Genomic DNA, 24,438 nt, shown 5'->3' on the forward strand with positions numbered 1-24,438 from the left:
TGCGGTCACTGGTTGACGCAGGTGTTCCCGGCGGCCGGGTTCAGCAGTCCGATGATGTCGATGCTGTCACCGCAGACGTTGACGGGGATGTGGATCGGGACCTGGATGACGTCCCCGGACAGGACACCCGGGCTGCCCACGGCCGTGCCGGTCGTCGGGTCGGGGTCGGCCGCGAAGGCGCTGGCGGTGCCGCCCAGCGCAAAGACACCTGCGAGTACGGCCGTTGTGGCGATGCTGCGGATGCGCATGAATCTGCCTTACTGGTCGAACGGTAGGGACAGCACCATCACACCCGGCTCCCGCGGGGCTCGCCTCTCCGGATACGCCGACGGGGTGGCGCGGTCGGCCGAATGATTCCGGCCGGGCAGGTGGGGGCGGGTCGAGCGGATCGTGGGCCGAGGTCCCCGGGCCGGGGCGCCCGAAGCCGGGAATCGGGGGATCACCGGCCGGGGTGAAGTCGGACCGTCTCCCGTCGAGTTGCCGGGACAGCTGGCCCGCCGGACGCGCTGGTCCGGGCCCGGGGACCGCTCGGGCAGGGTCAAGTCCCCCTTGCCGGGGGCATGTTCGCCAGGAGAGGCGGCTTCTTGACCCGGTACGGGGCAGCACCCGGCCGCCCGTGTACGACACCCTAGGGGCCGCCCCGGGTCTGCGCAGGTCGGGTGGGCCGGTCGTGGCGGGTCCCGGGACCGGTCCGGTGGGGGCCGGTCCCGGGGTGCGAGGGGTTACGGGAAGGAGGTCACCTTGGAGGGGACGGTGCTGGTTCCCGAGGTGGCGGCTCCGGTGGTGTTGACGACATGGGCGTACTGGCCGTTGCCGCCGAGGGAGATCACCAGGAGGTCGTGCAGTCTGATGCCGGATCCCGTCGGCACCTGGAAGCCGTGGGCCTGCACGATCGAGGGGTCGGCGGTGTAGTTGCAGTAGCTGCCCAGGCCCCACGCCTCGTGCGTGGTGACCGAGTCGTCGACCTTGTAGGCGGCGTAGCCGGTGATGCCGTCATGGGTGACGGCGGCGGCGTTCGGGGCGTCGTACGCCTTCTCGTTCTGGAAGAAGATGGTCCGGCCGCGCTCTCCGCTCCAGTAGACGTCGTACTTGTTGAAGTGCTCGACGAACAGACCGGTGGCGAGGACGTCGTCGCCGTTGACCCGCAGGCCGTAGTCCGCGCGGTTGGTGGTCCAGCCGACGCCGCTGCCGTGGTCGGCGCGCCAGATCCAGGTGTGGTCGATGATCGTGTCGTCGCTGTTGACCACCAGCGAGTTGGTGGCGAGGCCGGGGCCCGCGCCGCCGATGCGGAAGAACACGTCCTGCACCGTGGTGGGGTTCGCGGAGTGGTCGGCGCTCGCACCGGGGTCGCCGATGCGCAGGAGGGTGTCGGAGTTGACGGATCCGGCGTCGATCAGCAGTCCGGCCAGCTTGACGCCGTCGACGTCGGAGACGTGCATGGCGTCGACGCCGTTGTCCGGGACCAGGGTGGCGAGCCCGAGGCCGAGGACCACGGTGTTCGCGCGGGTCACGTTGATCGTCCGGTCGAGGTGGTAGACGCCCGGGGTGAACAGGAGGTTGAGGCCCTGGGCGAGGGCCGCGTTGATGGTGGCCGCGGTCGCGCCCGGCTTGACGACGTAGAACTGGTCGAGCGGGAGGGAGGTGCCCGGCGTGTTCGGCCAGGAGACACCGCGGGCGTTGGTGCGCTTGGCCGGGACGAACACCTTGTACGTGGAGCCGTCCAGGTACAGGAACGGCTTCTCGCGGGAGACGGGTGTGTTGTCCAGCGTGGTGTACGGGCCGCTGTCGAAGTTGGTGGCGGGCGCGCCCTGGACGCCGGAGAAGGTCATGTTCCACACGCCGTTGGTCCAGCCGCCGACCGAGCTGTCGCGGGTGTACCACTGCTGCTGGGAGTAGGGGCCGACGGTGCCGTCGATCTTCGAGTCGGCGATGTAGCCGCCGGAGGCCCAACCGTAGCCGTTCGGGGCGAGGTTGAGGCCGCCCTCGACGTGGATGCGGCGGAAGGGCGCGGCCTGGGCGACGGCCCAGCGGTCGTCCCCGTTCGACGGCCTGATGGCGAGGTTCTCGGCCGAACGCCAGAAGTTCTGGGTGGCGTTGCCGTTGAACCAGCCCGCGTCCACGGTGACATCACCGTTGATCTGGGTGTCGTCGGGGTTGAGGCCGAGCCCGGAGATCGAGGTGTAGAAGCCGATCTGGGCGTTGATGTTGTTGTACGTGCCGGGCTTGAGCAGGAACTGGTAGCGGCCGCTGCCGAACTGGGCGGATTCCTGCTGGGCGAAGACGGTGTCGAACTTCTGCTGGAGGTTCGGCGTGGAGGGGTCGACGACGATGACGTTCGGCCCGAGATCGCCGCCGCCCTGCACGGGCGGGGTGCCGGTGGTGCCGGTGTGCACGGCGACCTCCCACAGGGAGTAGCCGTAGCCGGTGCCGCGGGCGGTGCCGTAGACGCGGACGTACCGGCCGGAGCCGCTGACGTCGTAGGACGCGCTGCCGCCGGTGGCGCCGGTGACGCTCTTGAGGGTGCTCCAGTTCTGGCCGTCGGTGGAGGTCTGGATCTGGAAGTTCTTGCCGTAGGCGGTCTCCCAGTTCAGGTCCACCTTGCACAGGTCCTGCACCGAGCCGAGGTCGACCTGGACCCACTGCGGGTCGGACGCCTGGCTGGACCAGCGGGTGCCGGTGTCGCCGTCGAAGGCGGCGGAGGCGGGGGTGCCGGCGTTCTCGGTGGAGGAGGCGGTGGCGGGCCTGCCCTGGGCGGCGTTCGCCGTGCCGCAGGCGGGCTGTGCGGTGTCGGTGCTGCCGTACACCTGGAACTCCCAGAGGGAGTAGCCCCATTGGGTGGCGCGGTGCACGCCGAGCATGCGGACGTAGCGGCCCTGGCCCGAGACGTCGAGGGTGTCGTCGCCGCCGTCCGAGCCGGTGACCGACTTCAGATCGGTCCAGTTGACGGCGTCCTTCGATATCTGGACCTTGTAGTCCTTCGCGTACGCGGCCTCCCAGTCGAGGACGACGCGGGTGACGGAGGCGGTGGCGCCCAGGTCGACCTGGAGCCACTGGTCGTCGGTGGTGGCGGAGGACCAGCGGGTCCCCGTGTCGCCGTCGACGGCGTCGGCCGCGGTGGTGCCGTAGTTCTCCTCGGAGGAGGCGGTGGCCGTCTTCCCCTGGGACAACGGCGCCTCGGCCGCGACGGCCCGGCCGTGGCCGAGGGGCAGGGTGATCAGCGCGGCCATGGCGGCCAGCGCGACACCCGCGGATCGGAATCTCATGTGCGGCTCCCTGAAGACCGGTGGGTGAACATCGATCGCTCACTACTTAGTTCACGTTTTGATTTAAGTGGCGAGACGGATGCCGCACAAGCCTTCGGAAGCCGAACCTTTCCACCCGCGCCGCTCGGGGCGCCGCGTCAAGTCCCTTTTCGCGCCTGCCGCCCGGCCGTCGCGGGGAGTGCGGCGGGGGCGCCCGCCCGGGCCGCGGTCACGGCCGGGCGGGCGTCGGATTTCCGCAACTCGCCGCGGGGATCTCGGAGTTCAGTCCCGTACCGGGGTGAGTGTGAGGGTCTGCTCGGCGGCGGTGCGGCCGTGGCCGACGGCGCTGTGGGTGGTGTCGGTCCAGGTGCGCACCGGGACGGTCTCCGCGCCCCGGCCGGGATCGGCGGACAGTCCGAGGACCAGGCCGCTGTAGCGGTTGACGAGGTGGAAGGTACGGGCCGGGGAGGCGTCCGGGATCAGGAACCACTGCTGTCCGACGGCCGGGCTCTTCCCGTGCCGCGGGGTGACGGTCGGCACGGTGCCCCAGGCGCGGTCCCGGGTCCTGGTGGAGTCGACGCCGAGCAGGGCGCCGGTGGCGGTGTTGGTCACGGTGTAGGCGCCGTCGCCGGTGGGCCGGAAGGTCCAGGTGGCGCGGGCGGCCGGGGTGGGCCGGGCCGCAGTGGTGGCGGCGCCGGGGTTCTGGGCGAGGACACGGCCGCTGCCGGCGGCGATCCGGTAGCGATGCCCGGCGGCCACCGGCGGCGCCGCGGGCGCGCCGGAGTCGAGGGTGAGGTCGACGTACTCGCCGTCGGCGCCGTGCGCGCAGCCGAAGGAGCAGTACGAGCGCATGGTCCTGCCCACGATCGAGGAGCTGGTGCGGTTCGCGCCGTCGAGGAACCAGCGGTACCAGGAGGCGTTCGTGTAGCTACCGGTGTCGCCGATCAGGTGCCATTTCTGGGTGGCGAGGTCGTCGGTGGCGTAGAGGTACTGCGGCGCGTTCCCGCTCTGGTCGACGCCCTGCGGTTCGCCGATGTACAGCCCGAGGTAGGCGTCGTAGGCGATGTTCATCACGAACAGCGGGGAGGTCGGGGGCGTCTTTCCGGCGGCGATCTGCTCGGCCGTGGTGCCGGTGTTCGCCGGGTCGTACTCGGCGGCCGCGGGGGTGTGCCCGGTGGGGTGGTCGGCGTCGACGGGGACGATGTTGCTCTCCTTGCCGCCGGTGCCGGGCTGGGACCAGGCGCCGTCGTACCACTTGCGCCAGGAGCCGGGGGCCATCCTGTCGGCGATCGGGGCACGGGCGACGTGCTCGTAGAAGGCCTTCCAGCCGCCCTTCTTGTCCACGATCCGGGAGCCGTAATAGACGTAGAAGTAGCCGGAGGCGGTGTCCACGAACAGGCGCTGATCGCCGTCGCCGTAGTCGTACGTCTGGTTCGGGAAGGCGGCCGTGTCCCCGCGCACGGTGCTGAACGGGGAGGTGATGACGTGGTCCTCGATGGTCCAGGTGCGGCCCCGGTCGGTGGAGACGGCGTAGTCGATGGCGTCGAAGTGCAGCCCGTCGCCGAAGGGTTGAGGGGTGAACTCGTTGTGGACCAGGCCGTACCAGTCGCCGGTGTCGGGGTCGACCCACACCCCGGACAGGTCGCAGTAGTTCTTCTGGGAGTAGCCCGATCCGGCCGGGGGGTAGCTCGCCTCGCGGCCGGTGGGGCTGTTGTCGCAGCGCGCGGTGGTGTCGTCGTTGCGGTCGGCGGGGTCGGCCGGGTTCACCGCGGTGCTCAGCGCGCTGTCGAAGGCGGCGGTGTCGAAGTCGGTGCCGGTGTAGAAGTCCCAGCTGCGGGGGTCGTTCGCGCCGTACAGGGCGGCGGACTGCTGGTAGTGGAAGGTGCCGTCCCGGTCGAGGAAGGGGCTCGCGGGGGTGTCCGTGGGGTACGGGAAGGGCACCGGGCTGCCCACGGTGACGGTGTAGGCGGGGGCGGCGGACGCCGGGGACGCGGGGGCGGCGCCCAGGACGAGGGCGACGGCCGCGGCCACGGCGCCGCCCGCTCTGCTCAACAGTCGCACGGATGCTCCTCGTTGCCGAAGGTTGTGCCGGAGGTGATGCCGGAGGTGATGCCGGAGGTCATGCCGAAGCTCCGGTCCCACGGAACGATCAACCCCCGGCGGTGTCCCGGCAATGGACTCCCGTGCGCCGCCTCTTGCACTTTCGCGCGCGGGCCGGCCGGTCAGCCCTCCTCGGACAGCGGTGCGTCCCAGGCCAGTTGGCGGATCAGTTCGTCGTCCCGGTGGTCGGGGCGGTGGTTCGGGTCGGCGGGGCGGGCGGGGGCGTGGGTGCCGCGGGAGATGCCGCCGCTGACGGTGATGTTGTGCTCCACGCGCGGGCGCCGGTGCCGCTCGTACGCCGCGAACGCCCGTGCGGCGTCCGGCAGATCGCGCAGCGCCTTGGCGAGGACCACCGCGTCCTCCAGCGCCGTGGCGGCGCCCTGCCCGGTCGCCGGGGAGGCCGCGTGGGCCGCGTCGCCGATGAGCAGGACCCTGCCGGTGTGCCAGCGGGCGCCGAGCGGCATCTCGGTGGCGCTGGTGACCATGACGGGGCCCGGGCAGGCGGCGACGAGCGCGGCGGCGGGGGTGGTGTCCGCGCGCAGCAGGGGCAGCAGGTCCTCGCGCGGTACGGCGCTGCGCGCGCCCGGCCCCCGTTCGGGCAGCGGGTCGCCGCCGACGCGGGCGAACCAGTACGTCTCCCCCGTCGGCGCCGCGGCGTACCCGAAGGCGCTCTCGCTGCCGCGCACCATGGTGATGACGCCGCCCCCGCCCGCGCCCGGGGCCCCGGGGGTGCGGCCGTAGAAGACGCGCTGTCCCGCGTAGCGGGGCCGGATGCCGGGGCTGAGGGCGCGGCGGACGGCGGAGTTCAGGCCGTCGGCGCCGATGAGCAGGTCGCCGGTGGCGGTGGTGCCGTCCGCGAAGCGCGCGGTGACACCGTAGGGTCCGTCGGTCACCGAGGTCAGCCGGGCGCCGTGGGTGAGGCGGATGCCGCGGGCCGAAACCTCCCGCTGGAGCGCGGAGTTCAGCTCGCCGCGGCGCAGGCAGCGGTAGCGCAGATCGGGTTCGGCGACCTCGCCGAGCGGGACATGGGCCAGTTCGGCGCCCGCCGCGTCCAGCAGGCGCAGCGAAGTCAGCGGAAAACCGATGGCCGTCACGGCCCGGGTGGCGTCCAGCTGGGCCAGGGCGCGCATGCCGGTGCTCGCCAGGGTGAGGAAGGCGCCGATGTCCTGGTCCGCGCCGGAGTGCGCCTCGTACACGCGCACGTCGAAGCCGGCGCGGTGCAGCCCCAGTGCGGCGGCGCCGCCCGCGATGCCGCCGCCGATCACCAGGACTCTGGTCGCTGCCGTACCGGTCATGTGCCGCTCCCCATGCCGACCGTGGTGATGACCATCCAAGTACAGCCGTGGGCCGGGGGCGCCGGGTGGGGCACGGATCCGGACAGGGGCGGGCGCCTCGGCCGACGCGCGCCGGTGGGTGCCGTCCGTGCCCCGGGCGCCGCCCGCCGGGGCGTGGTGTGCGCACGACCGCCCCTCGGACGGAGGCGTTTCGGCCGACGGAGTGGGTACGGACCCGCCATGCGGGTGAGTGTGGTGGACGCGGGATCGAACACGGTCCGACTGGTGATCGCGGATGTGGAGGGGGGTGTTCCGCTGCCGGTGCACACCGTCAAATGGAAGCTGCGCCTGTCCGAACAGGTCGGCCCGGACGGCACCATCGCCGAGGAGGCGGTGGAGCGGCTGGTCGAGGCGGTGGCCGAGGCGGGCGACACGGCGCTGCGGTGGAAGGCCGCGGGCCCGCTGGCGTTCGCCACCGCCGTGGTCCGGGGCGCGCCGAACCGCGCGGAGGTGCTGGAGCGGGTGGCGGCCGGGACCGGGATCCGGATGTGCACCCTGCCGGGCGAGACCGAGGCCGAGCTGACGTTCCTGGCGGCCCGCCGCTGGCTCGGCTGGAACGCGGGCCCGCTCGCGCTGCTCGACATCGGCGGGGGCTCGCTGGAGGTGGCCTTCGGGCGGGGCCGGCTGCCCGACTTCGCGGCCTCGCTGCCGCTGGGCGCGAGCCGGTTGACCCGGGAGTACCTGGAGGTCCAGGACCCGCCCGGGGCGGGCGAGTTGAAGGAGCTGCGCCGCCGGATCCGGCACGAGCTGCGGGACGTGGCGGCGCGGATACGGTGGGAGTCGCCGCGCACCGCCGCGGTCAGTTCCCGTACGTTCCAGCAGCTGGCGCGGCTGTGCGGGGCCGCGCCGGGCCGGTTCGGGCCGTTCGAGCCGCGCGCGCTGCGGCGCGGGGACCTGCGGCGGGGACCTGCGCGCGGCGGCGCACACCCTGGCCACGCTGCCCGCCGCCGAGCGGGCCCAGTTGCCCGGCATCTCCGCGCCGCGTGCCGCGCAGAGCCTGGCCGGTGCCGTCGTCGGGCACACGGCGCTGAAGCTGATGGGGCTGCGCCGGGCCGTGGTCTGCCCCTGGGCGATCCGCGAGGGCATCCTGCTGCGCTACATCGAGGACGGCGCCGACTGGTGGACACGGGCCGCGGGAGCCTGTCCCACGGCGGCGCCGTCCTCGACGGTGTCGCTGCGGAGCGTCGTGGGGCCCTCCGCGTAGCGCGCGACGGCCTGCTGACGCGTGCGTGCCCGCGGGGATCCCGGCCTCTTTCGTGCCCTCGTTCCCTCACGGACCGGCGGGGCCCTGTCCTCGGGTGCGCAGGGCGCCCGCCGTCCGCAGCAGCCGGTCGGCGGGTTCGCGCAGCCGGGGGTGGGCCAGCACGGTGTTGCGCAGGCCACGCGCGGGCCCGCGCCACAGGCGGTGGGCGAGCGCCACCGGGTGCGGCCGGGTCAAGAAGCCCTCCTGGACCCGTAGTTCGCGGGTCTTCAGCCAGTCCTTGTACTCCTTGTCGCCGCGTCCGAGGTCCACCATGGCGACCCCGTGCCGGGCGGCGGCCTCGGCGGTCCGCAGATGCATCATCAACCCCGGTGAATAGCGGTGCAGTTCGGGGTCGTACGCGGTGAACCAGGCCGCCAGCACCGTGCTCGACCGGGGCCCGAAGTGGGCGGCGACCGGGCGGTCCCCGGCGTAGAGCACGGACAGCACGCCGGTGCAGTGCGGTGCGCGCAGCCGGGACAACTCCTCGACCAGGGCGACGATCCAAGGCCTGGCGAACCGGTCCATGCGGCCGGTCCTGCGGTACTGCGCGGACTTCCAGCGCATGAGGGTGCGCAGCGCCTCGGGGTCGCGCTCGTCGAACACGAAGCGCACCTCGCCGACGTCCCGGCCGAGGCGGCGCTCCTTCTTCAGGGTCGTCTTCGCCTGCCCGGGGTAGGTGCCGCGCAGCCAGGCGGCGTAGTCGCCGTCGCCGGGCCGCACATCGATGACGGGCGAGGCGAAGGTGCCGGTGACGTACGGCTCGAACGGCCGCTGTCCGTCGGCCAGATGGTCGAACTCGAAGCTGTTCAGGTCGCAGGCCCGCAGCAACTCGCCCGTGTCCCAGGTGGTTCCGGGCCGGTGCACCAGGGCCTGGCAGTCGGAGAGCCCGAGTCCGATCGCCCGGCCGGTCCCGAACGGCCCCCGTTCGTACGGCAGGAAGCCCACGTCCCGGCCCCCCTCGCGCAGCACCGCCACCCGGGCCCCGCCCCGGTGCCGGCCGACGGCGAGGGCGAACTCGGGGGCGAGGAAGGGGTTGGCGAAGGCGAACGAGGAGTCCATCGCCTCGTGCCAGGCCCGGTGTTGTCCGGGCGTCAGCTCGCCGGTTCCGTGGACGGTGATCTCCACTCGGCTCCCCCGCCTTCCCGCCGCGCGACGGGCGCCCGGTCCCCCGCCGTGCGCCGCTGCTCAAAACTGGCGAAACAGACGGACCCTGTCAAGGGCGCGCAGGGCGACGCGGGGGCGGCCGCTCCCTCGTGAACTCCCCGTTCCGCCACGGGGGAAGGCGCCGGCTGGCAGACTTCCCGATCATCCTGGCCCTCATGAAAGGCGGTACGTCATGACGTCCCACTTCGAGCCCGCCGAGCTGCTGGCCACCATGCCGTTCGCGGCCGGTCTCGGCATCGAGCTGCGGGAGGCCACCGCCGAGCGCACCGTGGGCTCGCTCGCCTGGTCGCCCGAGGTGTGCACGGCCGGTGGCGCGCTGCACGGCGGGGCGCTGATGGCGCTGGCGGACAGCGTGGGCGCGGTGTGCGCCTACCTCAACCTGCCCGAGGGGGCGGCCGGCACCTCGACGGTCGAGTCCAAGACCAACTTCCTGCGCGCGCTCACCTCGGGGCACGTCCACGCCACGGCCCGGCCGCTGCATCTCGGCGGCACCCTCATCGTGGTGCAGACGGAGCTGCGCGACGACCGGGACCGGCTGGTGGGGCAGACCACGCAGACGCAGATCGTGCTGCGTAGACAGGCCGACTGAGACACCGCGGCCGACGGGCCGGACCGCGCCGGAGGGCGGGGTCCGGCCCTTTGCCATGTGCGCCCGCGTCGCCCCGTAAGGCGTTCCGGATCCGCCCGCGGTATTGACATGAACCTGTGCTTCCTCCGAGTCTTCGTGCGTGAAGTTGCTTGATTTCGCGCATCTTCAAGCACTTCCGCGCACGCTCAGATATTCCGCACCGACGCGAGGGGAGCTGTTCCGCCGTGCGAAGACTCCGACACCGGGTGCCCTGGCCGGCCTGGGTGCCGCTGGGGCTGGTGACCGCCCTGGCCGGTACCGCGCTGGTCGTCCCGGCGCCCGCCGCGGCCGCCGCCACCGGCGCCGTACTGGACCCCGCCCACAGCAGTGTCAGCTGGCAGAGCCCCGTCTACCCCAAGGGCACCGTCGGCGACCCGAAGGACTGCCCGGCCCCCGGCGCCGACCCCGACGACCAGGTCTGCGACCGCTTCGACCTGTCCGTCTCGGTACCGGCCAACTACTGGAACGACAACCCCGAGGGCGGCGTCCCGCTGGCCGTCAAGTGGGAGCACCCCACCGACGACTTCGACCTGTACGTGTACGACGACCACGGCACCCAGGTCGCCTCCAGCGCGGGCACCGCCGACCCCGAGGCCACCGTGATCCCGCGGGCGTCGGGGACGTACCACGTGGTCGTCGTGCCGTACGACGTGCACGACAACTCCTTCACCGGCACGGCGTATCTGCCCGCGACCGAGGACGCCGGTGATCTGACGTCCTTCTCGGGCGGCGACGGCAGCTACACGATCCGGGCCGGGCAGCTCACGGCGCGCGCCGATTTCCTGACCGGTGGTCAACTCCGGCTCCAGGCGGACCCGTCGGGCTCGCTGAGCGACCCGGCCGGCACCGAGATCGTACGCAAGGAACCGGCTGCGGACCGGCGCACCTCCACCTTCGACGCGGGCGCCTACTACGGCATCCGCGCGCCCGGGGCCGTGCTGCGCGTGTACAAGAAGCCGCTGCGGTTCGGGCTGTACAAGGCGGACAACCGCACCCGGATCTGGCAGGAGGACAAGCCGCTGCGCTGGTCCACCGGCGGGATGCGGCAGAGCCTGGACCGGGGCGCCGACGAGCAGTTCTTCGGCGGCGGCGAGCAGAACGGCAGCTTCTCGCACCGCGGGCAGACGATGTACGTGTCCAACAGCTTCGACTGGGACGAGGGCGGCTACAACAACTCCCAGCCGTTCTACCTCTCCAGCGCGGGCTACGGCGTCTTCCGCAACACCTTCGCGCCGGGCGTGTACACCTTCGACTCACCGGTGACCACCGGGCAGCAGGAACGGCGCCTGGACGCCTACTACTTCCTCGGCGACGCCAAGCAAGTCATCGGCAAGTACACGAAGTTGGTGGGCAAGCCGTTCATGCCGCCGGTCTACGGCCTGGAGCCCGGTGACTCCGACTGCTATCTGCACAACGCCAACCGGGGCGAGCGGCACACCCTGGACGCCCTGAAGGTCGCCGACGGCTACACCCAGCACCAGATGCCGCTGGGCTGGATGCTGGTCAACGACGGCTACGGCTGCGGCTACGAGGACCTCCAGCAGACCGCCCAGGGCCTGAACGACCACCACGCCCAGCTCGGTCTGTGGACGCAGGACGGCATCGACAAGCTGGCCGAACAGGTCAAGGCGGGCCAGCGGGTGGCCAAGCTGGACGTGGCCTGGGTCGGCAACGGCTACCAGTTCGCGCTGGACGCCTGCGACGCGGCGAAGAAGGGCATCGAGGACAACAGCGACGCCCGCGGCTTCGTGTGGCTGCCCGTCTCCTGGGCGGGCGCCCAGCGCTGCGGGGTGCTGTGGAGCGGCGACCAGCAGCTGTCCTGGGACTACATCCGCTGGCAGATCCCGACGTACGCCGGGGCGACGATGTCCGGCATCGCGTACAACACCGGCGACGTGGGCAGCATCTACCGCCACGACCCCGAGATGTACGCCCGCGACCTCCAGTGGAAGGCGTTCCTGCCGGCCATCATGACCATGGACGGCTGGGCCACCGACCTGACCACCAAGAAGCCCGCCGACCAGCAGCCGTGGCTGGACGGCGAGCCGTACACCTCCGTCAACCGCAAGTACCTCCAGCTGAAGGAGCGGCTGCTGCCGTACATGTACACCCTCTCCGCCGACGCGGCCAGGAGCGGTGTGGGCGCGGTGCGTCCGCTGTGGCTGGAGTACCCCGACGACCCGGGCACCCTGGGCGCGAACGCCAAATACGAGTTCCTGTCCGGCCCGGACTTCCTGGTCGCGCCGGTGTACCAGGACTCCGACACCCGCGACGGGATCTATCTGCCCAAGGGCACCTGGACGGACTACTGGACCGGCCGCACCTACCACGGCCCGACCACGGTCAACGGCTACCACGCGCCGCTGGACACCCTCCCGCTGTTCGTGCGCGAGGGCGCGATCGTGCCCATGTGGCCGAAGGGCACGACGAGTTGGGAGACCCGGGACCGGCACGAGCTGGACTGGGACCTGTATCCGTCGGCCCATGGCACCAGTCACTACACGCTGTACGAGGACGACGGCGTGACCCGTGACTTCACCAAGGGAGCGGCCGCGGCCCAGCGGGTCGCCCTGCACCGGGACGCGCACGGGACGACCGTGTCGGTCGGCGCGAGCAAGGGCGCCTATCAGGGCAAGGTGACCGCCCGGACGTACCGGTTCACCGTGCACGGCGGCTCCGCGCCCGCGCGGGTGCTGCTGGACGGGCGTCAACTTCCCCGCTCCGCCTGGTCGTTCGACCCGGCCACGCGGGTCACGACGATCACCACGGCGAGCCTGCCGCTGGACCGGGGCTTCGGTCTGCGATTGGTCGACAAACGGTAAAGGGATCGTATGGTCTAGTCCAAAGAGCAGGTTGGTCTAGGCCAACTTATTGACGTGGCCGCAACAGCTCCCGGAGGGTGGGGGCTCCTCCCCCACCCGGGTCTCTCCCCACCCTCTGGAGGCACGCAGTGAGACGTCTTCACGCCTGTCTGAGCGCGGCGGCCGCCGTCGTGCTCGCCGCCGCGGGCACCACCGCCCTGGTCGCCGCCAACGCCTCGGGCGCAACGCCCCAGGACGCCCTGAGCAACCGCTGGTACGCGGCCGCCCCCTATCTGATGCCGCTGGACAACGACCCGCCCGACGCGGCCGCCATCATGGACGCCACCGGCCTCAAGGCGTTCCAGCTGGCCTTCGTGCTCGCCCCCAACGGGGGCGGCTGTTCGCCCACTTGGGACGGTACGGCACCCGTCTCCTCGGACACGGCCGTGCAGTCGACGATCAACGTCATCCGCGCCAAGGGCGGCGATGTGTCCGTCTCCATCGGCGGCTACGGCGGCACCAAGCTCGGCCAGGCCTGCGCGGACCCGGCGTCCACGGCGGCGGCGTACCAGCAGGTGATCACCAAGTACGGCCTGCACGCCATCGACTTCGACCTGGAGGAGCCGGAGTACGAGAACACCGCGGCCATCAAGAACGAGATCGGCGCGGCGAAGATCCTCCAGCAGAACAACCCGGGCCTGTACGTCTCCGTGACGACGGCCGGCACCGCGGACGGCACCGGCTGGTTCGGCAAGCAGATGCTGCTGGAGGCGAAGTCGCAGGGGTTCACCCCGAACAACTTCTCCATCATGCCCTTCGACGGCGGCTTCAACGGGGCGGCGAGCCAGACCGGCGCGCTGACCAACTTCAACTCGATCCTGCAGTCCACCTTCGGCTGGGACGAGGCTACCGCCTACGCCCACGAGGGCTTCTCCGGCATGAACGGCCGCAGCGACACCGGCGAGATCTTCACCCAGAGCGACTTCCAGACCGTGCTGGACTACGCGACCAGCCACCACATGGACCGCTTCACCTTCTGGTCGATCAACCGCGACAGACAGTGCAGCCCGCCCGACAACGGGGGCCGTACGTCCGGGACTTGTTCGAGCGTGGCGCAGAGCGACTGGGACTTCGCGAAGTACTCGGTGAAGTTCGCGGGCGTCACCCCGCCGACCGGCACGCCCACGCCCACCCCGACGCCGACCCCGACCTCGTGCAAGCCCGCGTGGAACTCCGCCACCGCGTACACGGGCGGCACCGAGGTGTCGTACCAGCAGCACAACTGGAAGGCCAAGTGGTGGACCCAGAACGAGGTGCCCGGCGCCTCCACCTGGGGCCCCTGGCAGGACGAGGGCGCCTGCTGATCCCGTGCCCGCCCCGTGGCCGGGGGCCCGTCCGGTGTTCCTCGCACCGGACGGGCCCCCGGCCGCACGCGTGTCCCGGAACCGGTCCGTCCGGATGACACACGGTGCGACCTGCGCGACTGGTGGAATACGCCAAGTGGCCGTAGCGTCGAGGTGACCTGCTCGGACACGGCACGAACGGTGGGAGCGGCCATGCGCGGATCAGTGGTGGGCACGGCGGTGACCCTGGCGGCAGCGACTCTGCTGACGACAGGGGCGACGACGGCTTCGGCCAGTCCGCCGACCACGACCGCGTCGCCCACCGCGACGGCGCGGTCCGGGGCCGGGGACCGGGTGCTGGTGGACTGCTTCTCCCACCGCAATGTGCGCCCCACGGACTTCATCCTGGCCTGCGGTGACGGCAACAGCCGGCTCAAGGGGCTGCACTGGACCTCCTGGGGTTCCGGCGGCGCCACCGGCACCGGCACGAACTGGGTGAACGACTGCAAGCCGTACTGCGCGGCCGGCACCTTCCACCCCTACCCGGTGGTCATCCGGCTCAGCGGCAACACCCAGTGGAAGAAGCACCCGTCCTTCGAACGCTTCACCCAGCTGACCCTGACCTACAGCGGCGCACGGCCGCAGGGCTTCCAGCACGTGATGGCGTACCCGCTCTGGGACGGCCCCACGGCGCCACAGGGCTGATCACGTCCGAGCGGCCGGGTCCGGCGAGGACCCGGCCGCTCGGGCGCGCGCTCGGCCTCAGCCGATCTCGATCAGCAGGTCGCCGCCCTCCACCTGCTGGATCCGGTTGATGGCCAGCCGGGACACCCGGCCCGCCTTCGGAGCCGTGATCGCGGCCTCCATCTTCATCGCCTCGATGGTGGCGACGGTGACACCGGCCGCCACCTCGTCGCCCTCGGCCACGGAGAGCGTCACCACACCGGCGAACGGCGCGGCCACCTGGTTCGGGTTCGAACGGTCGGCCTTCTCCGTCACCGGCACGTCCGAGGCGGCCGCCCGGTCACGGACCTGGATGGGCCGCAACTGGCCGTTGAGCGTGGACATCACCGTGCGCATACCGCGCTCGTCGGCCTCGCCGATCGCCTGGAGCTCGATCAGCAGCCGCACCCCGGGCTCCAGATCGACGGCGTACTCCTTGCCCGGACGCAGACCGTAGAAGAACGCCTTGCTGTCGAGGACGCTGGTGTCGCCGTACGACTGCCGGTGGCCCTCGAACTCCCTGGTGGGCGCCGGGAACAGCAGCCGGTTCAGGGTCGCCCTGCGGTCCTTGGCCAGGCCCTCGCGGTCCTCGGCGGACAGCTCGGCCACCGGCTTGGCGGCGGCGCGGCCCTGGAGCGCCTTGGTGCGGAACGGCTCCGGCCAGCCGCCGGGCGGGGTGCCCAGCTCCCCGCGCAGGAAGCCGATCACCGAGTCCGGGATGTCGAACCGGTCGGGGGTCTGTTCGAAGTCCGCCGGGGAGACCCCGGCGCCCACCAGGTGCAGGGCGAGATCGCCGACCACCTTGGAGGACGGGGTGACCTTCACCAGGCGGCCGAGGATCCGGTCGGCGGCGGCGTACATCGCCTCGATGTCCTCGAAGCGGTCGCCGAGGCCGAGCGCGACGGCCTGGGTGCGCAGGTTGGACAGCTGGCCGCCGGGGATCTCATGGAGGTAGACCCGCCCGGTCGGCGCGGCGAGGCCCGCCTCGAAGGGGGCGTAGATCCGGCGCACGCCCTCCCAGTACGGCTCCAGGTCGCCGACCGCCTGGAGGTCGAGCCCGGTGGGCCGCTCGGAGTGGTCGGTGGCGGCCACGATCGCGGACAGCGAGGGCTGGGAGGTCGTCCCGGCCATGGAGGCGACCGCGCCGTCCACCGCGTCCGCGCCCGCCTGGATCGCGGCGAGATAGGTGGCGAGCTGACCGCCCGCGGTGTCGTGGGTGTGCAGATGCACGGGCAGGTCGAACTCGCGGCGCAGCGCCGAGACCAGCGTGGCGGCGGCCGGGGCGCGCAGCAGTCCGGCCATGTCCTTGATCGCGAGGACATGGGCGCCCGCGTCCACGATCTGCTCGGCGAGCCGCAGGTAGTAGTCGAGGGTGTAGAGCCGCTCACCGGGGTCGCTCAGGTCGCCGGTGTAGCACAGGGCGACCTCGGCGACGGCCGTGCCGGTCTCGCGCACGGCCTCGATGGCGGGGCGCATCTGGCCGACGTCGTTGAGGGCGTCGAAGATGCGGAAGATGTCGATGCCGGTGGCGGCGGCCTCCTGCACGAAGGCGTCGGTGACCTCCGTCGGGTACGGCGTGTAGCCGACGGTGTTGCGGCCGCGCAGCAGCATCTGGAGGCAGATGTTGGGCACGGCCTCGCGCAGGGCGGCCAGCCGCTCCCAGGGGTCCTCGGCGAGGAAGCGCAGGGCGACGTCGTAGGTGGCGCCGCCCCAGCACTCCAGGGACAGCAGCTCGGGCAGGGTGCGGGCGACGACCGGGGCGACGGCCAGCAGGTCCTTGGTGCGCACCCGGGTGGCGAGCAGCGACTGGTGGGCGTCGCGGAAGGTGGTGTCGGTGACACCGATCGTCGGCGACTCGCGCAACCGGCGGGCGAAGCCGTCGGGGCCCAGTTCCACGAGGAGTTGACGCGATCCGGCGGGCGGCTCGGCGACGGCCGGCACCGGCAGCTTCGTCAACGGGTCGAACAGGTCGGGCCGTTCGCCGTGCGGCTTGTTCACCGTGACATCGGCGAGGAAGGTCAGCAGCTTGGTGCCGCGGTCCGCGGAGGAACGGGCGGTGAGCAGATGCGGGCGCTCCTCGATGAACGACGTGGTGATCCGCCCGGCCTGGAAGTCCGGGTCGTCCAGCACGGCCTGGAGGAAGGGGATGTTGGTGGACACACCGCGGATGCGGAACTCCGCGACGGCACGCCGGGCGCGGCCGATGGCGGCCCTGAAGTCCCGGCCCCGGCAGGTGAGTTTCACCAGCATCGAGTCGAAGTGGGCGCTGATCTCCGTACCGGCGTGGGTGGTTCCGCCGTCCAGCCGGATGCCGGAGCCGCCCGGTGAGCGGTAGGCGCTGATCCTGCCGGTGTCCGGGCGGAAGCCGTTGGCGGGGTCCTCGGTGGTGATACGGCACTGGAGCGCGGCCCCGTGCAGGGTGATGGTCTCCTGGGCGAGGCCGAGGTCGGCGAGGGTCTCACCGGCGGCGATCCGCAGCTGCGCCTGGACCAGGTCGACGTCCGTGACCTCCTCGGTGACGGTGTGCTCGACCTGGATGCGCGGGTTCATCTCGATGAAGACGTGGTTGCCGTCCCGGTCGAGCAGGAACTCCACGGTGCCCGCGTTGCGGTAGCCGATCTCGCGCGCGAAGCGTACGGCGTCGGCGCAGATCCGCTCGCGGAGCGCGGGGTCGAGGTTCGGGGCGGGCGCCAGCTCGATCACCTTCTGGTGGCGGCGCTGGAGCGAGCAGTCGCGCTCGAAGAGGTGGACGACATTGCCCTCGCCGTCGGCGAGGATCTGCACCTCGATGTGGCGCGGGTCGACGACGGCCTTCTCCAGGAACACGGTCGGGTCGCCGAACGCGGACGCGGCCTCCCGGGAGGCGGCCTCGATGGACTCGCGCAGCTGGGCGGGGTCCTCGACCCGGCGCATACCGCGGCCGCCGCCGCCCGCGACCGCCTTCACGAACACGGGGAAGCCGATGTCCTCGGCGGCCCGCACCAGTTCGTCCACGTCGGTGGAGGGCTGGGAGGAGCCGAGCACCGGCACCCCGGCGGCGCGGGCGGCGGCGACCGCGCGGGCCTTGTTGCCGGTCAGCTCCAGCGTGGCCGTGCCGGGGCCGACGAAGGTGATGCCCGCCTCCTCGCAGGCGCGGGCCAGCTCCGGGTTCTCGGACAGGAAGCCGTAACCGGGGTAGACGGCGTCCGCCCCGGCCCGGCGGGCGGCGGACACGATCTCCTCGACGGAGAGGTAGGCGCGCACCGGGTGCCCCGGCTCCCCGATCTCGTAGGCCTCGTCGGCCTTGAGCCGGTGGAGCGAGTTGCGGTCCTCGTGCGGGAACACGGCGACGGTGCGCGCGCCGAGTTCGTAGCCCGCCCGGAACGCGCGGATCGCGATCTCTCCGCGGTTGGCGACCAGCACCTTACGGAACATCCTGGAATCCCTTCAGCTGCCTGGCGGCGACGAACGTCATGGTGGTTGAGACACGCCCTGCCCTGCCGTTTCCCGCGCAACCCTAGGGGCTGCCCGTGCGGGGCCGTATGCGAAAACCATCACACCGGTGGTGTGGGCGGCGCCACAGGTGTGCGCGGCGGTTCGGGACGGACTTCTGGCTGGGGTGCGGACGTGTCGCGGTCAGCGTTCGAGGGAGGTCATCGGGGTGCGGCCGGAGGCGGGGTGGGGGGATGTGGGGGCGGGGACGGTGGCGGAGGCGGTGGCGGAGGCGGTCACGGGGAGGACCGGGGACGCCTTAGGGGCCGTAGGGGCCGTAGGGGCTGGTCCGGGGGTGGGGGTGCGGGTGGGGAGGAGGGAGCGGCCGAGGGCGCGCAGCCGGGCGCGGCGGCCGTGCAGGAGGCCGAGGACGACGGCCGAGCCCACCGCGATCAGATGCTCGCGGCCGGCGAGATTGGGGACGGCGATCGACTCCCACACCATGGAGCCGCCGGTGAGGGTGAAGACCACCGGCGCGCGCCTGACGACCGAGAGGTAGGTGAACAGGCCGACGACCGCCGCCGAGGGCCCGGTGTCCAGGACCTGCCCGCACGCGGCCGGCAGGCCGAAGCCCGACCAGCCGGGCCCGACCGCGATCATCAGCCGAGCGACCAGGGTGCCGGCCAGCGTGGTGGCGTAGGCGATCGCGAGGGTGCGGGAGCGGCCGAGGGTGAGTTCGGCGAGCGCGAAGGCCAGGAACAGCTGGGTGATACCGGCCCAGACCGGCAGGTCGAGCGCCGGGACGTACAGCGACACCGGGGTGCGCAGCAGGGACAGCCACAGCGGCAGGTCGGCCTTGACGCCGCCGAGCCGGGTGACCCACACCGCGCCGGTGGGGTGCTGGGCGATGTCGTGGAAGAAGATGACGCCGAACGCGGCGACGAAGGCCAGCAGCAGCCCGGACAGTCCGCGCCGGGCGAGTTGCCGTACCGGCTCGACGACGATGGCGTGCCACTCGCCGCGCAGGGTGCGCCCGGTGAACCGGGCGAGGCGGGCCGCCGCCGGGCGGAGCCGGTCGATATGTCTTTCCGCGGTCATGAGACGGGACAGCCCGTCACCTTCGTCTTTTTCGTCTTCCTCGTTCTCGACGCACCTGTCATGCACATCGCCCCCTTCGGCCCGCGTCCGGTGATCGACCGTACGAGGCTTTTCCCAGTACCCGCTCGTTTCAGGCATCACCGACCGGACGCCGGCGGATTTCCCCCGGGTCGTGTGGTCGCACGGCCCGGGGGACAGTTCAGCGATCCGCGCGACGGTCGTCAAGATCTTTAATGGGTGGGAAGCCCCACAGGCGGACGGAAGGGAAAACTGGGGAGGGAAGGCAACCTCTCCCGCGTCGGTCACGTCATCCGACTCGGATGCTCTCGGCGAGCAGCACCGCGCAGGCCCCGGCGCTCAGCAGACCGCCGACGAGGAAGGCACCGCGCACGTCCGCGAGCGGCAGGATCAGCGCGCCGAGGGCGGCGCCCGCCGCGATACCGGCGTTGTAGGCACCGGAGTCGGCGGCCAGGGCGAGGTCCGTACGGCCGGGCGCGCAGACCAGCATCTCGTTCTGGGCGGCCATGAACACCGGTCCGAGCGCGCCGCCCATCAGGGCGAGGAACGCCACCGCCGGCACCGGGTGCGCGCCGCTCGCGCAGAGGCCCAGCATGCCGGCCGCCTGGACGGCCGCGGCCGTGGGCAGCGCGGCGCGCGGGAAGCGGTCCAGGAGCGCGCCGGTGACGACCACCCCGGTCAGGCACGCGGTGCCGAACACCACGAGCAGGATGTCGACGGCGCCCGGCGAGAACCCGCTCACCGCCCCGAGGAACCGGACGAGGTACGTGTATCCCGTGAACGCCCCGGTGGCGGACAGGGCCCCGGCCGTGAGCACGGTCGCGAAACGGCGGGTGTCGGGGGCGGTGCCGTAGGCGGCGGGCTCGGCCTCGGGCGGCGAGGTGGGGAGCAGGGCCGCGATCGTCACCAGCGCGACGAGGCCCGGGGCGGCGAGCGCGCCCATGGGCACCCGCCAGTCCGTGTGCCCGCCCAGCCAGGTGCCGGCGGGCACGCCGAGCACGAGGGCGAGCGAACCGGCGACGGACAGCGCCCCGATCACCCGTCCGCGCACCTCGGACGCGAACAGGCCCACCGCGACCGGGCCCATCACCGCCCAGAACAGCGCCTGCGCGAGCGCGGTCAGCAGCCGGGCCGCGAGCAGCGGCCCGTAGGAACGGGCGGACGCGGCGAGCAGGCTGGACAGCACGAGCGCGGCCAGCAGCCCGGTGAGCACATGGCGCCGGGGCACCGCCCGGACGCCGTGGGCGAGCGGCAGGGAGGCGAGGGCGACCGTCACGCCGTAACCGGTGACCAGGAGACCGACCGTGGACGGTGACACCCGAAGGCTCCGGGAGATCGCGTCCAGGAGGCCGACCGGCAGGTTCTCCGCGGTGTTGAAGGTGAGGGCGGACAGCATCAGGGCGCCGAGCACGGCCGGGCCGCGCCAGGAGCCCGATCGCCGGGTCCCGGACTTTTCCGCTCGCCCGATGACGTCCGCCTCGGTGTCCATGGCTCCAGCTCACCGAGCGCGCGGGTCCCGCCGCAATGTATTTACGGCCCCTACGAACGCCTGCCCCGCCGAGTGCGGGGAGGCTTCCGGACCTCGTGAACACGGCGGGGCAGGCGGTACGTGAGCAGACTGCCTCCGGAATCCGGGATTCAGTAGCGTGCGTATGGCATATTCACGCCCTGCTTCCGGCCAAAGCCGCGCAAAGCGCGCCCAGGGGCTAGCCGATGACGTCGTCGGTCGGGTCGCTCTCGCGTCGCCTGCGGCCCGTCACCCGGACGAGGCCCAGCGCGGCGGACAGGGCGAGGACTCCGCACACCACCGCGAGGACGGTCAGGGGGCCGCTGCCGGGGCTGTCGCCGGGGCCCTGGTGCGCGGACCAGAGGGCGAAGCCCACGGTGGCGGCGGTGAAGACGGGGAGGAAGAGGGCGGACAGGATCAGGCGCAGGCGCAGGTCGCTGCGGGCGGTGGCCGGTTCGGTGCCGCTGGGGGTGCGAGGGCGGGCGCGGGGTGCCGGTGGGGGCGTGCGTCCGTGCTGGTCATCGGCCATGACAGCCTCCTAGGGGCCGCGGGCGGCGCCGGGTGCGGGCGCCCGCTTCACCCCGGGTGGTCGGGCAGGTGGTACACGTGGAAGGCCCGGCCGATCACCGGCTGGGCGACGTTGCGGACGCGGACGCCGCCGCTGGTCATGCCGTGCTCGGTGCCGGCGTGGGCGTGGCCGTGGACGGCGAGGTCGGCGCCCGCGGTGTCGATGGCCTCGGCGAGGAGGTAGCTGCCGAGGAACGGGTAGATCTCCGGCGGCTCCCCGGCGAGGGTGTCGGGCACGGGCGAGAAGTGGGTGAGGGCGATCCGGACGTCGGGGCCCCACTGCTCCAGGTCCTTCAGGGCGGCGTGGAGCCCGTCGGCGCAGCGGCGGCTGTAGCGCACGAACTCCTTCATCAGCGGCTCGCCGAACTCACCGGCGCAGCGTCCGACGAAGCCGCCGCCGAAGCCCTTGGTGCCGGCGACCCCGACGCGCGCCTTTCCCGCGGTGACGACGGCGGCCTGGCCCTCCAGGACGTGGGCGCCCGCGTCCCGGAGGATCGCCGTGACCTCCTCGGGGTGCTCGTCGTGGTGGTCGTGGTTGCCGAGCACGGCGACGACGGGCACCCCGAGGTTCTCGATCTCCCGGGCGACGACGGCGGCCTCCTCGGGGGTGCCGTGCCGGGTCAGGTCACCGGCGAGCAGCAGGACGTCGGCGCACTCGGGGAGCGTCTCGAAGGAGGGGCGGAGGGTGCCCTGGCTGTCGGGGCCCAGGTGGATGTCGCCGACGGCCGCGACGCGGATCATGTGAGGTCCTCTCCGTGGTCGGGCGAGGAGGTGTCGGCCACGAGCAGGTCGCTGTGGAGGGGATGGGGCGCCAGTTCCTCGCGGGCCGCGGCCAGGATCTCGTCGCGGCACCGGGCGGACGGGACGGTGCCGGTGAGCAGGACGGTGTCGCCGCGCAGTTCCAGGCGTACGCCGAGTTCGCCGAGGTCTCCGGCGGCCAGGCGTTCGGCGAGGTGGGCGACGCGGTAGTCCAGTCGGGTCTCCGGCAGGGGCGGGACATCGGTCATGGCCGGTCCTCACGGGGTGCGATCACGTTCAGGCGTTCGAGGAGGAAGAGGAAGGCGGCGGGCATGGGCTGCTCGCCGCAGGTGTCGCGGACGACGTCCCAGTCGACCTTCTCGCGCATGGCGCGGGCGACCGGCAGCACGGCCCCGAAATCGCAGTAGTGCTCGGAGAACGCGCTGATCAGGCTGCGGATGAGGTCGGTCGGGCAGAGCACCGGCATCAGCACCGAGTCGACGGGCAGGACGTGTGCCCGGTCGAGCATGGCCCCGGTGACGGGCTCGTGGGCCAGCGCGAAGATGATGTCGACGTTCTGGCCCTGGCAGGTGGTCTTCAGCAGCCAGTCCTCGGGCGGGTCGCGCAGCGGGAGCCCGGCCGCGTGCAGGGTGGCGGCCACGGCGTCGGCGTCGTCCGGGAGCACACAGAAATCGGCGTCGTGCTGGAGGTAGCGGCTGCCGCCGTGCGCGTACACGGCGACGCTGCCGGCCAGTGCGAAGGGGTGCCCGGCCCGTTTGAGCAGGGCCCCGATCCGCTTGGCGGCCTCCAGGATGGCCTGGCTGCGGTCATGCGGGAGGTCGGGGGCGCCGGGCGGGGCTTGTGACTCTGCCTGCGGCTCGCATCCGGGCGGGGGGTGCGGCGGGGGCCCGGCGTCCGGCGCGGCCTGCTGCCGTGTCTCCCGTCCCGGTGGGGCGCCCGGCCGCGGCCCGGGGTCCGGCAGGGCGTGCGGCCGTACCCCTTCCGCGGCCCTCGGCTGCGTGCCGTCCGCCGCGAGGCGCAACCCGGTGACCTCCGGTACGTCCGGCCACCGCGCGGACGCGGTCTCCTCCCCGTGGTCCGACATGGCCCATCCCTTCCCGGCGCCGCGCCGTACTCTCGGCGACCCGGGCGGGCACCGAGGGCCGTACGGGTACCCGGGGCGCCGGGGGCGACACGGCGGCCGATCGGGGGACGGCCCGTAGGGGCTCGGGGGCGTACCAAGGCGCAAGTGGCCGCCCGTCCCGGCCGGGAGCACGCTGGTAGGCATGAGATCTCCGGTCGGGTCGGCGGGGGAACGGCGATTCTGGCACTCGTCGCACGCGTTGCTGTTGCTGCCGATCACGCTCATCGTGGTGATCACAGTGGTGGACATACAGTCGCCGACCAGCATCCACCTCGGGCCGGCCCTGGTGATCGCGCCCGCGCTGACCCCGTCCTTCGCCGGACCCCGGACCACCGCCGCCGTCGGCGCGCTGGCCACGCTCGCGCAGATCGTCATCGGCGTCGCGCACGGCGGCATCGGCACCTCGAACCACGTCGTGCAGATCATCACGCTCGCGGTGCTCTCGGTGCTGGTGGTCCTCTACAGCGCCCTGCGCGAGCGGCGCCAGGCCCAGCTGGCCCAGGTCCGCACGGTCGCCGAGGCCGCGCAGCACGTCCTGATGTGGCCGCTGCCCGAGCAGATCGGCCCGCTGCGGATCGCCTCCCTGTACCTGGCCGCGGAGGACGAGGCCCAGATCGGCGGCGACCTCTACGCGGCGACCGTGTGCGACAACGCCGTACGGGTCCTGATCGGGGACGTCCGCGGCAAGGGCCTGCCCGCCATCGGGGAGGCCGCGCTGCTGCTCAGCGCGTTCCGGGAGAGCGCCCACCGGCATCACACGCTGGAGGACCTGGTCGACACGCTGGAGCAGAGCGTCACCCGGTACACGGCCGATCTGGAGCCGGAGGACGAGGCGGGCGAGCGGTTCGCCACCGCGCTGCTGGTGGAGATCCCGGACCGGGACCAGATCACCCGGATGACCAGCTGCGGACATCCGCCGCCGCTGCTGCTGAGTCCCGGGCACGTGGTGACGATGCCGAGCCTGCACCCCTCGCCGCCGCTCGGTGTGCAGGGGCTGCCCGCGAGCGTGGAGCACACGCTGGACGTCTTCTCCTTCGAGCCCGGCGACACGCTGCTGCTCTACACCGACGGCGTGGTGGAGGCGCGGGACGCCCGGGGCCGGTTCTATCCGCTGGCGGAGCGGGTGGCGCGCTGGACCGACGACAGCCCCGAGGCGCTGCTGCACCACATCCGCCGCGATCTGCTCGCCCATACCGGGGGCCGGCTCGGCGACGACGCCGCGCTGATCGCGTTGCACCGCACCCCGGTCGACCGGCACCGCCACCACGGCCATGGGCGCGGACACGGGCGGACGGCGGTACGGCAGGACACGGCGGGCGCCGAGCGGTCGTAGCCCCGCCCGGGCCGGAGCAAGGTCGGGGCGGGGCGGCCGTACGA

Annotated in this window: 17 protein-coding genes and 1 pseudogene; 6 read left to right on the forward strand and 12 right to left on the reverse strand. The window is 72.6% G+C overall.

Going from position 1 to position 24,438, the window contains the following annotated elements:
* Window positions 1–5: 5 nt before the first annotated feature.
* The 4 genes from ACLF5H_RS32470 to ACLF5H_RS32485 all read right to left on the reverse strand — a co-directional run bounded on the left by ACLF5H_RS32470 (window position 6) and on the right by ACLF5H_RS32485 (window position 6,637).
* Complete coding sequence (locus ACLF5H_RS32470; protein WP_421679591.1) at window positions 6–248, reverse strand: chaplin; 243 nt, start codon at window positions 246–248, stop codon at window positions 6–8.
* Window positions 249–722: 474 nt separating this feature from the next.
* Window positions 723–3,263 (reverse strand): discoidin domain-containing protein, encoded by a 2,541-nt coding sequence (locus ACLF5H_RS32475; RefSeq protein ID WP_421679592.1) that lies wholly within the window; start codon window positions 3,261–3,263, stop codon window positions 723–725.
* 261 nt (window positions 3,264–3,524) lie between these two features.
* Entirely contained in the window at window positions 3,525–5,303 is a 1,779-nt protein-coding gene (locus ACLF5H_RS32480) for an RICIN domain-containing protein (protein WP_421679593.1), read from the reverse strand.
* 161 nt (window positions 5,304–5,464) lie between these two features.
* The gene (locus ACLF5H_RS32485; protein ID WP_421679594.1) at window positions 5,465–6,637 is read right to left on the reverse strand and encodes an FAD-dependent oxidoreductase; all 1,173 of its coding nucleotides are present in this window, start codon (window positions 6,635–6,637) and stop codon (window positions 5,465–5,467) included.
* A 219-nt stretch (window positions 6,638–6,856) separates the two neighbouring features.
* Between ACLF5H_RS32485 and ACLF5H_RS32490 the strand changes: the two are divergent.
* Window positions 6,857–7,880 (forward strand): annotated as a pseudogene (locus ACLF5H_RS32490) (Ppx/GppA family phosphatase).
* 66 nt (window positions 7,881–7,946) lie between these two features.
* On the opposite strand, the gene ACLF5H_RS32495 reads toward ACLF5H_RS32490, so the two are convergent.
* The gene (locus ACLF5H_RS32495; RefSeq protein WP_421679595.1) at window positions 7,947–9,044 is read right to left on the reverse strand and encodes a GNAT family N-acetyltransferase; all 1,098 of its coding nucleotides are present in this window, start codon (window positions 9,042–9,044) and stop codon (window positions 7,947–7,949) included.
* A gap of 211 nt (window positions 9,045–9,255) precedes the next feature.
* On the opposite strand from ACLF5H_RS32495, the gene ACLF5H_RS32500 reads away from it, so the two are divergent.
* From ACLF5H_RS32500 to ACLF5H_RS32515, 4 genes are all read left to right on the forward strand, one after another.
* On the forward strand, window positions 9,256–9,672 hold the full coding sequence (locus tag ACLF5H_RS32500) for a PaaI family thioesterase (RefSeq protein WP_421679596.1): 417 nt from the start codon (window positions 9,256–9,258) through the stop codon (window positions 9,670–9,672).
* A gap of 689 nt (window positions 9,673–10,361) precedes the next feature.
* On the forward strand, window positions 10,362–12,533 hold the full coding sequence (locus ACLF5H_RS32505; protein ID WP_421679679.1) for a TIM-barrel domain-containing protein: 2,172 nt from the start codon (window positions 10,362–10,364) through the stop codon (window positions 12,531–12,533).
* Between the two features lie 128 nt (window positions 12,534–12,661).
* Window positions 12,662–13,876: a chitinase gene (locus tag ACLF5H_RS32510; protein WP_421679597.1), complete on the forward strand. Its 1,215-nt coding sequence runs from the start codon at window positions 12,662–12,664 to the stop codon at window positions 13,874–13,876.
* 192 nt (window positions 13,877–14,068) lie between these two features.
* On the forward strand, window positions 14,069–14,560 hold the full coding sequence (locus tag ACLF5H_RS32515; protein WP_421679598.1) for a hypothetical protein: 492 nt from the start codon (window positions 14,069–14,071) through the stop codon (window positions 14,558–14,560).
* Window positions 14,561–14,617: 57 nt separating this feature from the next.
* Here the strand turns inward: ACLF5H_RS32515 and ACLF5H_RS32520 are convergent, their stop codons facing one another.
* The 7 genes from ACLF5H_RS32520 to ACLF5H_RS32550 all read right to left on the reverse strand — a co-directional run bounded on the left by ACLF5H_RS32520 (window position 14,618) and on the right by ACLF5H_RS32550 (window position 23,022).
* Window positions 14,618–17,992, reverse strand: coding sequence for a pyruvate carboxylase (locus ACLF5H_RS32520; RefSeq protein ID WP_421679599.1), 3,375 nt, complete (start codon window positions 17,990–17,992; stop codon window positions 14,618–14,620).
* Between the two features lie 201 nt (window positions 17,993–18,193).
* Window positions 18,194–19,087 carry a hypothetical protein gene (locus ACLF5H_RS32525; RefSeq protein WP_421679600.1) on the reverse strand — a complete coding sequence of 298 codons (894 nt, stop codon included), beginning with the start codon at window positions 19,085–19,087 and terminating at the stop codon, window positions 18,194–18,196.
* 307 nt (window positions 19,088–19,394) lie between these two features.
* Entirely contained in the window at window positions 19,395–20,501 is a 1,107-nt protein-coding gene (locus ACLF5H_RS32530; RefSeq protein ID WP_421679680.1) for an MFS transporter, read from the reverse strand.
* A 310-nt stretch (window positions 20,502–20,811) separates the two neighbouring features.
* On the reverse strand, window positions 20,812–21,141 hold the full coding sequence (locus ACLF5H_RS32535) for a DUF6343 family protein (protein ID WP_421679601.1): 330 nt from the start codon (window positions 21,139–21,141) through the stop codon (window positions 20,812–20,814).
* Between the two features lie 47 nt (window positions 21,142–21,188).
* Window positions 21,189–21,920: a metallophosphoesterase family protein gene (locus tag ACLF5H_RS32540; protein ID WP_421679602.1), complete on the reverse strand. Its 732-nt coding sequence runs from the start codon at window positions 21,918–21,920 to the stop codon at window positions 21,189–21,191.
* The gene (locus tag ACLF5H_RS32545; protein ID WP_421679603.1) at window positions 21,917–22,186 is read right to left on the reverse strand and encodes a BON domain-containing protein; all 270 of its coding nucleotides are present in this window, start codon (window positions 22,184–22,186) and stop codon (window positions 21,917–21,919) included. Before ACLF5H_RS32545 ends, ACLF5H_RS32540 begins: the two co-directional genes overlap by 4 nt.
* Window positions 22,183–23,022, reverse strand: coding sequence for a hypothetical protein (locus ACLF5H_RS32550; RefSeq protein ID WP_421679604.1), 840 nt, complete (start codon window positions 23,020–23,022; stop codon window positions 22,183–22,185). Before ACLF5H_RS32550 ends, ACLF5H_RS32545 begins: the two co-directional genes overlap by 4 nt.
* A gap of 181 nt (window positions 23,023–23,203) precedes the next feature.
* Between ACLF5H_RS32550 and ACLF5H_RS32555 the strand changes: the two genes are divergently transcribed.
* Entirely contained in the window at window positions 23,204–24,394 is a 1,191-nt protein-coding gene (locus tag ACLF5H_RS32555; protein WP_421679605.1) for a PP2C family protein-serine/threonine phosphatase, read from the forward strand.
* Window positions 24,395–24,438 lie beyond the last annotated feature (44 nt).

Origin of the sequence: Streptomyces sp. LaBMicrA B280 (assembly GCF_049222185.1) — a bacterium.
Classification (GTDB): Bacteria; Actinomycetota; Actinomycetes; order Streptomycetales; family Streptomycetaceae; genus Streptomyces; species Streptomyces murinus.